Source organism: Rhodococcus sp. KBS0724 (assembly GCF_005938745.2).
Taxonomy (GTDB): domain Bacteria; phylum Actinomycetota; class Actinomycetes; order Mycobacteriales; family Mycobacteriaceae; genus Rhodococcus_F.
Window position 1 is genome coordinate 4,994,669 of sequence record NZ_VCBX02000001.1, and the last position, 13,836, is coordinate 5,008,504.

The following is a 13,836-nucleotide window of genomic DNA, read 5'->3' on the forward strand; positions in this document are numbered from 1 at the left end:
CCAAGCTCGCCGCCCGGACCTGAGTGCACACAAATGCCAGCCGGCATGCGTATCCCGCCCTCTCGAGACGAGTTGTGTGCAACCGTGCAACCGCGAGCCGCGCAGTCATTCCCGCTGGCCGGGCCAAACGATTGCCGACGCGAATCGGGCCACACTAAGGTGACTGCGATCACACAGTTGTGGCGAGGACAGGAGTTCAGGGTGAGAACCACTCGCAAGGTGGACGATCCGGTGTCGGTAGTCGATCGAATTTCAGCCATCCTCGAAACCTTCGAGAACACAGGGCCTCTCACACTCGCGGAGGTAACTCAACGAACGGGGATCCCGCGCTCCACCGCTCACCGATTGCTCGAACAACTCGTCACGAAGCGGTGGATCACTCGACAAGAACACCGCTACGAACTCGGAAGCAAATCCTACGAACTCGGCCAGTGGGCACTCAATCAGAATCGGCTACGCCACGGAGCCGTGCCAGTCTTGAACCGGCTGGCTCGTTCGACTGGGCTGACGGTACATCTGGCGGCACTGAACAACGGCGACGTCTTGTACTTGGACCGCATCCCTGGACGTACGCCGCTCGCACTCCCCAGCCGTGTGGGCTCACGACTCCCCGCACACGTCACTGCCGTCGGCAAAGCTATTCTGGCCAATCTCGAGCCCGGCAAGATGCAGAGCGTCACTCGTTCTCCGCTCCGCAGGACAACGCCGTACAGCATCACGTCCCCAGAGCACCTCCTCACGGAACTCGAACGCGTCCGCGATCACGGAGCGGCAATGGACCGCGAAGAATCAGTGCTCGGAATCTCCTGTGTGGCAACCTCTATCGGACCTCGGGATCACTACTACGGAAATCGCGCGGCAATCTCGGTGTGCGGGCCGATCGGCGACATGAAGATGAATCAACTCGTGTCAACCGTGCGAATTGCTGCACGCGATATCTGGGATATCTGCGTCGCGAACGACCTCAAGTCGGCTACACCTACTGGTTCTGCTCCGCGGCGCGCGCCATGAGTTGCGCGTAGATCGCACGATCGGTGCGCGGACCACCAGGCGTCGACGCACCGTAACGTTCGATTTCGGCAGCGATGTCCAGTGGTCGCGTGTGCGCGACGCCCGGCACGAGTTCACCGTCTAGTTGTCCGTCCGGAACCAGCCAGGTGACCTCGAATTCGATTCCGTCGGGGTCGCGGCCGTAGAGGGCTTTAGTCGCAGCGTGATTGGACGCTCCGCTGAGTGCCTTTGCAGCCAGCATCCGATCCCGGCACTCTGCGAGTTCACCGAGCGTCTCCACCTCCCAGGCCAGGTGATAGAGACCTACCGAGCCGTCCCGTGCGCGAGGTGCGTTGGCCTGAAAGAGTCCCAAGTCGTGATCGTTTGCCGAATTGGCTCCCCGCAGGAACGCTCCACCGGGAAACTCGACCGGAAGCTTCTCGAAACCCAGTACCTCGCAATAGAACGACGCACTCCGCTGGACATCGGAGACGAACAGCACCGCATGGTTCAGGCTTCGAATAGCCATTGCACTCCCTCATCTGTACACAGCCGTGTTGGTTATCCACAGACTATTTCTTACGTCCGCATATCGGCTTCGATACAGCCACAGTATCTACGTGGACGTCCTCACCCGGAACCAGCTCCTCGAACGAGGACTCAGCCGAAGTGCGATTGCGCGTGCCACGAACTCGGGGAGACTCCACCGCGTGCTCCCGTCCGTTTACTCCACCGGCAATCCCGGATACTTCGAACGTTGCGTCGCGGTCACTCTCTGGAAGCCCGACTCGGTACTCAGTCACTCGAGTGCCGCTTGGCTGTGGGGATTGCTCGACGAGGAGCCGCGGCAGGTTGACGCCACCGTGCTGCGGTCGGCTCAGGTACGCGGGCCGGAATGGGTGCGGCTGCACCGGCGGGATCTGAAGTCGAGTGATCAGTGCATGGGCTTGCCCGTCGTACCCGTCGAACAGTGTTTCATCGACGTCGCGGTCACTCTTCCGCGCCCCCAGTTGGAGGCGTTCTTCGACGCAGCGGTGTCGACGCGGGTGCCGTGGACGTTGATCGCGCTGCGATGCGACGAGATGAAAGGCATGCACGGAATCCCTGCTGTGCGCGAACAACTTCGAACCTGCTGCCCGGGGACGCTGTCGGAGCCGGAGCGCATCGTCGCCCGGGCGTTGTCGCGGCGCCGCTTCCCGCTCGAGATCAATGGCAAGGTCGGCAGATACTACGGCGACCTGATGTGCCGCAGAGCCCGGGTAATCGTCGAGATCGACGGCCGTGAATTCCATATAGCGCCTGAGGTATTCAACAATGACCGGCGCCGCCAGAATGCGTTGGTTCTCGACGGCTGGCTGGTGCTGCGCTATTCCGCGGCAACTGTGATGGCTCACCTCGACGCGGTGGTGGACGAGGTCATCGCGGTGGTGCGCAGACGCCGCCACAACCGGGCCTGAGTGCACACAAATCGCGCGCATGAACGGGAACCCGCACGCCGCTCGAACTTGTGCGCAAGAAATACTCACCCGCCCACGCAAAAGCCCGGCCCACCAAATATGGTGGACCGGGCTTCTAGGAGCTGAGGGGATGGACTTAGAAGTCCATGCCGCCCATGCCGCCGGTGGGATCGCCTGCGGGAGCAGACTTCTCCGGCTTGTCAGCGACAACAGCTTCGGTCGTCAGGAACAGAGCCGCGATGGACGCTGCGTTCTGCAGTGCCGAGCGGGTGACCTTGACCGGGTCGTTGATGCCTGCAGCGAGCAGGTCTTCGTACTCGTTGGTCGCAGCGTTGAGGCCGTGACCTGCGGGCAGGTTGGAGACCTTGTCCGCAACAACGCCGGGCTCGAGGCCTGCGTTGAATGCGATCTGCTTGAGCGGTGCGGACAGTGCAACGCGAACGATGTTCGCGCCGGTTGCCTCGTCACCTTCGAGCTTGAGGTCGTCCAGGGCGGGAGCTGCCTGGATGAGTGCTACGCCGCCACCGGCGACGATGCCCTCTTCGACAGCTGCCTTTGCGTTGCGCACTGCATCTTCGATGCGGTGCTTGCGCTCCTTGAGCTCAACCTCGGTTGCAGCGCCGGCCTTGATGACTGCAACGCCGCCGGCCAGCTTGGCCAGACGTTCCTGCAGCTTCTCACGGTCGTAATCCGAGTCGCTGTTCTCGATCTCAGCGCGGATCTGGCTGACGCGACCTGCGATGGCGTCGGCGTCGCCGGCACCTTCGACGATGGTGGTCTCGTCCTTGGTGATGACAACCTTGCGTGCCTGGCCGAGGAGCTCGAGGCCTGCGGTCTCCAAGGAGAGTCCGACCTCTTCGCTGATGACCTCTCCACCCGTGAGGATGGCGATGTCGGCGAGCTGAGCCTTACGACGGTCACCGAAGCCGGGAGCCTTGACGGCAACAGACTTGAAGGTGCCACGGATCTTGTTGACGACGAGGGTGGAGAGAGCTTCGCCCTCAACGTCCTCGGCGATGATCAGGAGCGGCTTGCCGGACTGGATGACCTTCTCCAGCAGGGGCAGCAGGTCCTTGACCGTGGAGATCTTGGAGCTGACGAGCAGGATGTAGACGTCTTCGAGGACGGCTTCCTGACGCTCTGCATCGGTGGCGAAGTACGCCGAGATGTAGCCCTTGTCGAAGCGCATGCCCTCGGTGAGCTCGAGCTGCAGGCCGAAGGTGTTGGACTCCTCGACCGTGATGACGCCTTCCTTGCCGACCTTGTCCATTGCCTCGGCGATGAGCTCGCCGATGGACGGGTCGCCTGCGGAGATGCCGGCGGTAGCAGCGATCTGCTCCTTGGTGTCGATCTCCTTGGCGGTCTCGAGCAGGCGAGCTGTGACAGCCTCGACAGCCTTCTCGATGCCGCGCTTGAGGCCGAGCGGGTTCGCGCCGGCTGCGACGTTACGCAGGCCTTCGCGGACCAGTGCCTGTGCGAGGACGGTGGCGGTGGTGGTGCCGTCGCCAGCGACGTCGTCAGTCTTCTTGGCGACCTCCTTGACGAGCTCCGCGCCGATCTTCTCGTACGGGTCGTCGAGTTCGATCTCCTTGGCGATGGAAACACCATCGTTGGTGATCGTGGGGGCGCCCCACTTCTTTTCGAGAACGACGTTGCGACCCTTGGGGCCCAACGTCACCTTGACAGCGTCGGCGAGGGCATTGAGGCCTCGCTCGAGGCCGCGACGTGCCTCTTCGTCGAACGCGATGATCTTTGCCATTGCGAAGTGATCCTCCGGATAGGGGGTGACACACAAGGTGACCGCTCGTCGGGTCACCTCATCGGCACAGGGCGACCGAATTTTGCTTAGGTCACCCATCTAGCCTGTGGTCTTAAGCCAGTGCCCGCGACGGACGACCGGGGGTGTCGATGGTTCCCGGTCTCACTGACTCGACCTGGCACTCACAGCTCGCGAGTGCCAATTGCATTTTTAGCACTCGAGCGTGCCGAGTGCAAGGTTCAGGACTCAGCCTGCGATGCAGAACTGTCCGTTGGTGAAGTTCACCGCGAAGGACAAGGTGCCCATGCAGTCGACTCCGTTTGCGTCGGCGGTAGCCCCGGCGCCCCAACCGGCGATGGCAACGGTGAAGTTTCCGTCAGCCGCACCGGCCCGCGCGATGCCGCCGCCGAGCGCATAGGCGTGCGCCTGACCGTTGCCGCGCGAAGCACCGAGAGCCGTTCCGAAACCGTTGGCGTAGGTGTTGGTGTAGCTGTTGTCCGCCGAGACGCTGACAGCCGTTCCGCTCTCCATGGCGCCGGCCTGTGAGCGTCCCGCTCCAACAGCCTGCGCGCCACAGCTCGCAGTGTCGGACACCTGGATGTCATTGACCAACGGCGGCGACACACACGTGACGGGCGCAGCCGAAGCCACTCCCCCGCCGGCCAGCGCCAGACCCGCAACCAAGCCCATCCCCGCAGTCACAACAGCCCCTGTTCTCGCCAGGCGGCCCCCCAACCGATTACTGGTACTTCCGTTTCCTCGCGAGGAAGAGCGGCGGAACCAGACTGACGAGATCAAGGGCATAGAAAACTCCTTCTTGGAACACGTTCATGGATTCGGGCGCGAGAGTACCCGCTCTTATGACGTGCCGTCACGCATTGCAGGTCACGACTCGAGCAAGGTTTCCAGCAGCGCCGGAAGATCCGCCACGGAATCGATGACATAGTCCGGCTGTTGCGTTGCCAATTCGAGCACTGCCTGCCGAAACTTGCCGGTGCGCACCAGAACTCCGGTCAACCCGACCCTTTGCGACGACAAGATGTCGCCGATCAGATCGTCTCCCACCATGACCGTCGCCTCGGCGTCGACGTCCATCAATTCGGTGGCCGCGAGAAAGCCCGTGAGCGACGGCTTGCCGACGGCTGCGATGTTGACTCCGGCCACTTCCTCGAAACCCGGTAGGTATGTTCCGGTGTCGATCCGCAAGCCCGTGTCGGTCTCCCACATCATCCCGCGGTGCATCGCGACCACTGGGACACCGTCGAGCAAATACTCGAGAACCTGACTCAGTGCCTCGTGTGTGAATTCGGGACCCGCGCCGCCGAGAATGACGACATCCGGGTTCTTGTCGACGAGTTCGATCCCCTCGAGGTCGCTGGACACATCGCCGTTGTTGAGCACCCAGGCCTTTGCTTCGGGATACGTGGTGCGCACGTATTCCGCCGTGAGCCGTGCTGCAGTGACAATCTGGCTGGGCTCGACCGCAATTCCCGCATCGCACAACCCTTCGGCGATCAGCGACGAACTGCGCGAGGTGGTGTTGGTGAGAAACCCGCACGCCAAGCCTCGGTTACGCACATCGCGGACCGCCTCGCCGGCACCCTCGATGGGCTGCCAGGACGTGAGCAGGACTCCGTCGATGTCGAACAGAACACCTTCGATGTCAGCCATTGCACCAGCCTATAGTTGCAACCGCCGACCGTCGCACCACACGAAACGAACCGGCTCAGTAGGCTCAGCCTCATGGACCTGCGCGACGACGATCTCTTCACCGTCGCGGGGTCCTTGGCGGAATTGCTCGGAGCTCCCGTCACGATCGAGGACGAGAACTCGACCGTCCTGGCGTACTCCGGCGGCGAACAAGCAGTGGACGAAGCTCGGATCGGCACCATCCTCGGCCGTCAGGTGCCCAGCCGGATACGTGAACTGCTCTCACATGCAGGTGTTTTCGAGCGCCTGCATCGCGAGACGGACCCTATCTACGTCGACCTCGCCGACCCGGCCATCACTCCCCGGCTCGTCATCGCAGTGCGGGACAACAACATTGCCGTCGGCTCGATCTGGGTGGCACTGTCCGGACAGCCGACACCGACTCAGGAATCGACACTGCGCGCTGCGGTAGCCGTGGTTGCGGAGCACATTGCGTCCGAGCGCGACCGCATCAACAGCACCAGACGACGCCAGACCGAGCGAGTCAAAGCGCTGATCGGCGGCGGGGAGCAGGCATTCCGCGCTGCCGAGGACCTGCGACTGCTCGGACCGCTGACCGTTGTAGCTGTCGGCGCGACAACCGGGTTCATGCCGAGCACTGTGGCTGCGTCGTTGGGCCTGTATCTCGACACTCTTGCCGTCGACGCCGTTGTCGCGCAGTTAGTCGATTCGACGTATCTTGTTGTCGCCGCTGACGAAGCGAACACCCGCCGGTTGCTGGAAGACTTTCTCAGCCGGGCCCGCGAACGCGCACAACTTGCTGTTGCGGTGGGTCGCACCGTGAAATCCGCCAGCGAATGCCATCTGTCGCGCGCCGACGCCGACCACGTCCTGGGCGCGCTGCGGCACAACCAGTCCGGCGGGATTGTCGCGGGAATGAAAGACACCTTGGCGTCGGTGCTGGCGTTGCATGTAGCTGACATTTTCGACGGACTGGGCGACTCCACACCTCTGAGTGCTCTGGAAGACCACGATCGCCGGCACGGCAGCGAACTCGTCGCCACAGCACGCACCTTCCTCGACAAGGGCGGTGATGTCGCGAATTCTTCCGCGGCACTGCACGTTCACCCCAACACCCTCCGCAACCGCCTACGTCGGTGCAAGGACATGTGCGGGGTCGACCTGACCGACGCGGACACTCGCCTGATCCTGATGCTTCAGTTCAAACTGCGAACCTCCTGAGCGGACGAGGAAGATATCGGAGCACCGCCGATGCTGCACTGTTTTGGCGAATTTTCGATCAAATATCCGACTAAAGTATTAACAATCCATCCACCAAAAGTACCAATTAACGACCGCCAATGCTGAATCAGCAATTCGGCAATCGTCAAGTTGCCAATCTAGTTAGCCTTCCGCAAGATTTCCATCCGACGGCCAAAAGAAGCATTTTTGGACGCCTGACCAGCAGGAATGGAACACGTTTCAGTTAGTTCTACAAATTCCTAGTCAAAGTGGACTTGCTCGAGCTAACCTCATTCTCGTCACGCCACATAAGACCTCAAGGGGGCAATGGAAATCTCAGCGGCACGATTGCAGAGCCTCCATATACCGACCGAATCTGCTCTTTGTGGAATCCATCTGCCAAACCTGCGGCAGGTGTACAAATGCGTTTTCCGAGATCAAGCGAAAGGGTGGAACTCTGCATGATCGTAATGTTCCTTCAAGCAACAGCAGCATTGTTCACTGACTTACTGGGCGTCGGCTGGACCGGGTCGATGCTTCCCGGCACCTACGCCGCCCTAGGTTCGCTGGCCGAAGCAACCAGCCTCAGCTGATGACAAGAACGAGTCATTTCCGAGCATTTTCTGATAAAAGGAGTGAATGATGGGAAGTTTGGGATCGGTAGCTGATGTCCTTAATGGTCCGATGGGATTATTTGTCAAGTCGATAGTCGCCGCCGTGATGTATAACCCAGTAATGTTCTCTGTCGATTTAGGCTGGGTACCTCCGCCAATCGAAGTGTAGTTGGCACTCCTAGGTTCAATCAGTTCCTGAAGCTCGTTGACCTCGGCTAAATCTTTGCCAATCAACGAAATCACCAACAGTAAGGATGTGAAAGATAGTGGATACAGCAAGTTTGTTCAGCGCGCTAGCTAGCATTGATCCCAACTCAATCCAGCTCCCACTGGCGGCTGTGACTGCCATCATCGATGGCGTGTTCGACACCATTTCCGCCTTCATCAACCTGGGCGTAACAGGCTCCGGAGCTTCAGCCGAACTCATCCAAGTGGGCCTCGGCTCCATCGCCGGCGCGTAGTCGGGAGAGGAAACAATGCTCAATATCTTTCTAACGTACCTGTCCGAATTGGTCGGTTTCGGCTCTGTTGATTTGGTTAGTACGTTTGGAACTTACCTAACCGCGCTGTCATCGTACCCAGTTTAAATAAAGGAGATTCCTGATGATTCAGAGGTATCTGATCGCATTGGTGGGCTTTGTCTCGGGACTTGCAGGGCTGACCAATATGGGGAGTGGCATGATACAGAACAAGTAGTCAGTTTTGTGGAATCGGTAACCCAATACACCACTGAACTCCGAGGATCCCCGAGGCCGCAATTAGCCTCGGGGATCCTCGGAGTTTCACGAATGCCACGACACGATTGCCGGCACCGCCGCACAAGGAGCACCCATGAGATTGTCCAACCCATTGGCTAGGGGCGTTGAACCGTTGAACCCACGCGATGCCGACTTCATCTACAACGAAGCCGACGGGCACCTGGGCCACCTCATCGGCGTGTACTTCTTCGAAACCTCGCAGCACCCAGAGGCGGAATTCTCGGAAGAACAAGCGATCGAGTGGGCAACCGCACGCCTCGGTCACAACCGCATGTTCACACAGCATATTCAGCGGACACCACTTGGCCTCGAACATCCGCATTGGATCCCCGCACTAAACTTCGATGTCCGTGACCACGTTCGGGTCACCAACATCACCGAATCTGGCTGGGAACCTTTACAAAAGCCGCTCAGCAAGCTGTTGACCTCCAGGATGGATCTAGCTCGTCCACCCTGGGAGCTGCATTTCTTCAACGGAATAGAAGGATTGGACGATCTGCCTGGTCGTCTGACGGCTGTAGTCCTCAAATCGCATCATAGCGGCGCTGATGGCATTGCCATCCGAATGTTGGGTGAGGCCATTTTTTCGGAGAATTTGCGGCAAGCGAGTTTCGACCCCGCAATGCCTTTCGTGAAGAGTCGTGTGTTCCTCAAATCAGTCCTGGGATTTCCACGACAAATTTTGCGATTCACTAAGCATATCCCTGGCAATCGAGCCGCAGAAAGAGCTGTAGCCGATGCAAAAGCTGCCGGCGATTGGGTCGAGAGTCTCAAAGAACGTCCAGCCACCCGATTTAACGGCAAGGTAAGTGGGTCCGGAACTCTCAAGCAGATCACGCTCCCGGGAACAGAGGTGCGGCAGGTCAAAGATGCGGTACCCGAGGCCACGATTAACGATGTCTTGTTGGCCGTCGTCGGCGGCGCCTTGATGCGGTACCTCACCGAGAATGGAGAAAAGCCCGAGGGTTCTCTCGTAGCGATGGTGCCTAGGTCCATGCGCAAAGTCGAGGAATGGGAGTCGGCAAACCAGTTAGTGACGTTGTCTGTCAATATGCACACAGACATCGAAGATCCGTTGGAACGGGTGGCGCTCATTGCGGAGTCCGCCCGCTCGGAGAAGACCCGCACCTCTCACCTAGCAGTCCGCCGCGTGAACGCCGCGATTGAGACCATCCCGGCCCCACTGTCCCGATTGTTCGCAACAGCACGTGCGAAGAACCCCTATGATTTGAATCGTCCTCGCTACCAGCACACAACGGTGAGCAACATTCCGCTTTCTGTCGATGGGCTGACCTTGAACGGCGCGCCCGGCACAGCGGTGCTCGCTACCCAACCGCCAGTAGACGGGGATGGACTGCGGCACTTTATGGTTGCCGCAGCTGGCGGAGGGTTGACGTTGAACGTAATTACGGACACTGCGATGATGCCGGATCTGGGCCACTACCTGGAGTTGCTTCGCGCCAGTTTCGCGGAACTCAAGGAAGCGGTCAACAGCCGCGAATTGGAGAGTGGAGCTGCCGAGATCGCATCCTGAGACCGATCTCCAACTGGCCCTACGGGACGCGGCGGGATGTTCGCAGTTGCACGCAACCCACCTCGAGACGGCCGAATGTGCTTACCTACTTGAGTGCACTCACGCCAGCTGCGCCGTCGAATGGCGCGTGATGACGGAGCCGATCGTTGTTGAATACCTCAGGTGCGATGTACAAATCGCGGCCGATCGATCCAAAACTCTATCCAGACAGCACTTTCACGACAATGCGCTCCGCGGACTTTGGCAACTACGTCGATGAAGCACAGCGGTCTCAGAGATTCCCGATTATTCAGAGGTAAGCGACCACCTGTGCGCGATACGCCATACGTGCTCTAATGCATTAGGATGCAACAAGTTCCGAACACGATCCCCACCACTTATCCTTCACGCACACCATCCAGCCCGATCGCCACACCACCGCGACTCACACAATCCCTCTACTTTGACACCAGAGCCGGACCCCAACTATTACGTCGCCTCGGAATTCCGGTACGAGGCTGACTTGACACAGACCCTTGAGGTCCGTTTGCGGGCGTCCCCGTGACAGTCCTGTCGATCAGGCCTGACGCCAGTGCGCAACCCATGGCGAATCGGATCGACATTCTGGAGGACGGCCCGTTTGTTATCGGCCATTAGTGTCACCGCCGACTCAGACGAATTTTCCCAGTTACTCTCGTGGGCTGAGTCATTCGGACAGCCGATAGCTTTCGGTATCGGAGGCACCTGCATTGCCATGACGCAGTCGCCCGTACACCAGGGCCTCGGGAAAGTCCCCACCGTCGAATTCCGCTAACCGCCCACACGCTGGCATGCGTCGCTACTACCTGCTTCGTTGAAAACTCTCAATACAGTCCGGCCTCGGCCGGCGACTGCTACCGGCGTGCCCGTTCGCGGGGTGCTCTGCACCCTCACACTGCACGGATATTTGCCCTCTGATAGGTCCGGGTGATCTGGGCGTGCTGGACCACCGACACCCTTTACGCTCCTTCCGGACACCGCGGCGAACAACTGCTTGTCACCGCGACTTGACCAAGAGGGCTCAAACGCTATGTCAATCGCGAGGTTAGTCATCTCGTCAACAATCCTGTGACCAGTGCAGACGCGAGTTTACAACCATTGAGGCCTCAACCCGGTCATCGAATCATTTTGTGGAAGAACGCAAACCGAGCTCTGAATCGGAAGAGATGGAAAACAAGGATCGAATTGGCCAACACGATGTTCGAGTTCCTCGAGATCTTTCACAACCGCCAGCGTCGGCATAGCCCCTCTGGATGCTGCGGCGATCGAGTTCGAGAACATAAACTTCAAACTCTAACCCGTTACCTAAAGTCAAGTATGACGACTCCATAACACCCAGGGCACGTCAAAGTCTCCGAATTCGCCGGTGCGTCTCACCTGATTGCTGCGCGAAGAGTTGAGAAGCCTTTGATTTAGTGTATTCGTAGTTGAAGTATTTTAGCGCCGATGGGGTGCCCCATCGGCGCTAGAATACTTTGGTTTCCATAACTCAACTGCGCATCGAAAAGTAAAGTTCAACATGTCGAATGTCTCAGGCTCACTATCCGCTTGTGGCGACATTCAAAATTTTTCTCTCTGCTTCTGACTGCGGGAGCCAGATTTAACGCGACCACGGCCGAAGCTAGCTAACAGTGCTTGGAGATGTCGACAGAAAAAAGAATGCGCGTTGAGATTCGACGGACGAGCATCGAGTTCGGTTAGGAGACGACGAGGTTGAACCCGGTTGCGCCGCCGCCAGCGAGAGTGTGAGCATTCAGTTGTGTGGAATTGATTCCAGTGGGACCGGGGTGCTGCTGTGCACTGGTAACGCCAGGAGTGGTCAGGACCACCTTTCCTGTTGTCGCGCCGACAGTAAGTAGCCACGTGTAATCACCCTGGAGGCAGAACTCCCCGTTGGCATCGCTCACGGTAGACATTGACATCGAAGTGCCGAGGAAAGTCGACGAAGCTGTGGCTACGACTGTTACGCCGCTCACCCGCGTAGCCGTGTTGGGGATTCCGACGCTGGCTCCGCCGCCGCCATGATAATTGTCAACCAGGGCCGCCCCGGAATACACGGTGCCGCACAGTGCGTAGTAGGCCGGGGTTGGATCAGGACGAGGGGTGGCGTTAGCCACGCCGGAGCCAAGGATTGCGAGCGCCGCGGCGCCACCGACGATTGACGTGATCATGCTGTTTCTTCTCATGGTTTTCCTTCTGCTAAATGAAAAATTCCGGAGTCGGGAATTTCAGTTGGACACGCATCTCCCGTTGAGTTCTTGGCCTATTGCGGGAAATTAATTTCGCACGATGGGGGTCACGTTAAATTGCAATAATGGAACAAGTTTCACTCTTGGATATTTGAGGCTCATTAAGATAGTTTCATCGCGCCGGTTGGACTAAACCAACCTAAAATTCAGATCGCATTTCCCATTTTGGGATGAATTCACCTTAGCTTTACCATTCCAGCCTGACGTAAGTCAAGTCAGCCCTGGAAGCGCGATTCAATGCAGATTAATCTCTTAGTACTTTGGTATGACAAGCTGTACATGCTAGTGCAGGGGACCTGCACCAGCGTTCAATACCGGAGACGAACCGGGAGACGCGGGAACCGTATTCGATGGGATGCACGACGCGTTCGCCGAGAAAGGGAATGGGAAGGGAAGCCCATTGGACGTAAACCGGTAGAAGTTTCCAGGGAAGTATCCGAACTCGGATTCACGGAAGCTGGAGGTATTCAGGTTCAAATCAAATGATGATGACGTGGTCTTCACCGCGATTGTCGGCGGCGCAAAGGTCCCAGGATTGACACGCGGAACGGTCATCCGCAATATCGGTGTGCCGCTGTTTGTCGAGGTCGTAGCGACGAGCGTGGGCGTTCCGGTGATCCCGTATCCGCCACTGTAGGAAACGTTGCCCGGCGTAGCCGGGTTCAGCGTGGCAGGGTTGTATTGGATGTCATACTGTATGTTCGTGAAACTTGCGACGGAGCCCGGCACTGTCTGAGGATCGAAATTGATCGTGTAAGCGTTAGTCCCGGGCGCGGGATTTACAAGCGTGTGGTTGACCGTAACCCCGAACGCTTGTGCTTGTGCGGCGTTGACCGGGCTTCCCGTCCAGCAAGCTATGTTGAATGGCGTATAAGTACTCCCCACGGTGGCTGACGCAATGGTCGTCGAACCGAGGAGAAGGCCGACCGATGCCGCGATCGTGCATACGACGAGTGGGATCCTCCGTTTGAGTGCATGCATTTTTAACTCCATCTCTCTGCTGTGTAATGGTTGTTTGACTTGAATCCGCCTTCGAAAAGCGCCTGTTCAGCTAATGGCTGCCTTCGGCTGCTTTCCTCTTCTTCAGCGACTCCTTGGCGATCGGTCGTCGATCCGGCGATCAGTCGTCGAGGACGATTTTCAGCTCCAACTGAGGCACAGCGAACAAAACCTACGGCGATCGATGAACCGATCCTCCAAATGCGCAGGGCGATAATTCTATGCCTCGTTTCCTACACGCCACATAAAGATATTGGTTTAGCAATGACACTCGAATCGAATTCGAGAAATATATTTCGATAAATGATGTGAGATCCGACAGTGATACACATCCGAACACGTGGTAAATAGATTATTTCACCCGCATTCCCAACCGGACTCATACGATTGACCTAATTAACAACGTCGATATAATTCATTCCCACAACCAAACTGGTGCAATGTTCGACCGTCGCGGATTCCGGGCCGCCCACCACTGGCGCTCATGTGATGGTTATCAGCCTAGCCCGCCTCGGTGGAACTTGTAATAGTTTTCCGAAAATTTTTTTCTCAGCAAAACGGAAGAG

At 58.4% G+C, this 13,836-nt stretch carries 12 protein-coding genes and 1 pseudogene; 8 read left to right on the top strand and 5 right to left on the bottom strand.

Annotation, left to right across the window (positions count from 1 at the left end; genetic code table 11):
• Positions 1–201: 201 nt before the first annotated feature.
• The gene (locus FFI94_RS23040) at positions 202–1,011 is read left to right on the top strand and encodes an IclR family transcriptional regulator (protein ID WP_260684247.1); all 810 of its coding nucleotides are present in this window, start codon (positions 202–204) and stop codon (positions 1,009–1,011) included.
• Here the strand turns inward: FFI94_RS23040 and FFI94_RS23045 are convergent.
• Positions 980–1,519, bottom strand: a complete 540-nt coding sequence (locus FFI94_RS23045) for a VOC family protein (protein WP_138869853.1) — start codon at positions 1,517–1,519, stop codon at positions 980–982. The genes FFI94_RS23040 and FFI94_RS23045 overlap by 32 nt on opposite strands.
• Before the next feature lie 25 nt (positions 1,520–1,544).
• Between FFI94_RS23045 and FFI94_RS23050 the strand changes: the two genes are divergently transcribed.
• Complete coding sequence (locus FFI94_RS23050) at positions 1,545–2,447, top strand: DUF559 domain-containing protein (protein WP_313905549.1); 903 nt, start codon at positions 1,545–1,547, stop codon at positions 2,445–2,447.
• Positions 2,448–2,583: 136 nt separating this feature from the next.
• Here the strand turns inward: FFI94_RS23050 and groL are convergent, their stop codons facing one another.
• The 3 genes from groL to FFI94_RS23065 form a co-directional block, all read right to left on the bottom strand.
• Positions 2,584–4,206 carry a chaperonin GroEL gene (gene groL, locus FFI94_RS23055; protein ID WP_033235579.1) on the bottom strand — a complete coding sequence of 541 codons (1,623 nt, stop codon included), beginning with the start codon at positions 4,204–4,206 and terminating at the stop codon, positions 2,584–2,586.
• Positions 4,207–4,452: 246 nt separating this feature from the next.
• On the bottom strand, positions 4,453–5,010 hold the full coding sequence (locus FFI94_RS23060) for a DUF6764 family protein (protein WP_138869854.1): 558 nt from the start codon (positions 5,008–5,010) through the stop codon (positions 4,453–4,455).
• 81 nt (positions 5,011–5,091) lie between these two features.
• Positions 5,092–5,877 carry an HAD-IIA family hydrolase gene (locus FFI94_RS23065; RefSeq protein WP_138869855.1) on the bottom strand — a complete coding sequence of 262 codons (786 nt, stop codon included), beginning with the start codon at positions 5,875–5,877 and terminating at the stop codon, positions 5,092–5,094.
• Positions 5,878–5,949: 72 nt separating this feature from the next.
• On the opposite strand from FFI94_RS23065, the gene FFI94_RS23070 reads away from it, so the two are divergent.
• The 5 genes and pseudogenes from FFI94_RS23070 to FFI94_RS34790 all read left to right on the top strand — a co-directional run.
• Entirely contained in the window at positions 5,950–7,098 is a 1,149-nt protein-coding gene (locus tag FFI94_RS23070; protein WP_138869856.1) for a CdaR family transcriptional regulator, read from the top strand.
• A gap of 461 nt (positions 7,099–7,559) precedes the next feature.
• A complete protein-coding gene (locus tag FFI94_RS34345; RefSeq protein WP_260684249.1) occupies positions 7,560–7,691 on the top strand; it encodes a hypothetical protein in 132 nt (43 codons plus the stop codon).
• 359 nt (positions 7,692–8,050) lie between these two features.
• A complete protein-coding gene (locus FFI94_RS34350; RefSeq protein ID WP_260684250.1) occupies positions 8,051–8,173 on the top strand; it encodes a hypothetical protein in 123 nt (40 codons plus the stop codon).
• A gap of 370 nt (positions 8,174–8,543) precedes the next feature.
• Positions 8,544–10,004 (top strand): wax ester/triacylglycerol synthase domain-containing protein, encoded by a 1,461-nt coding sequence (locus FFI94_RS23080; protein WP_138869858.1) that lies wholly within the window; start codon positions 8,544–8,546, stop codon positions 10,002–10,004.
• Between the two features lie 1,126 nt (positions 10,005–11,130).
• Positions 11,131–11,267, top strand: a pseudogene (locus tag FFI94_RS34790) (IS3 family transposase); the annotation flags it as partial.
• 452 nt (positions 11,268–11,719) lie between these two features.
• On the opposite strand, the gene FFI94_RS23085 reads toward FFI94_RS34790, so the two are convergent.
• A complete protein-coding gene (locus FFI94_RS23085; RefSeq protein ID WP_138869859.1) occupies positions 11,720–12,208 on the bottom strand; it encodes a hypothetical protein in 489 nt (162 codons plus the stop codon).
• A gap of 556 nt (positions 12,209–12,764) precedes the next feature.
• On the opposite strand from FFI94_RS23085, the gene FFI94_RS33815 reads away from it, so the two are divergent.
• Positions 12,765–12,908: a hypothetical protein gene (locus FFI94_RS33815; RefSeq protein WP_185993292.1), complete on the top strand. Its 144-nt coding sequence runs from the start codon at positions 12,765–12,767 to the stop codon at positions 12,906–12,908.
• Positions 12,909–13,836 lie beyond the last annotated feature (928 nt).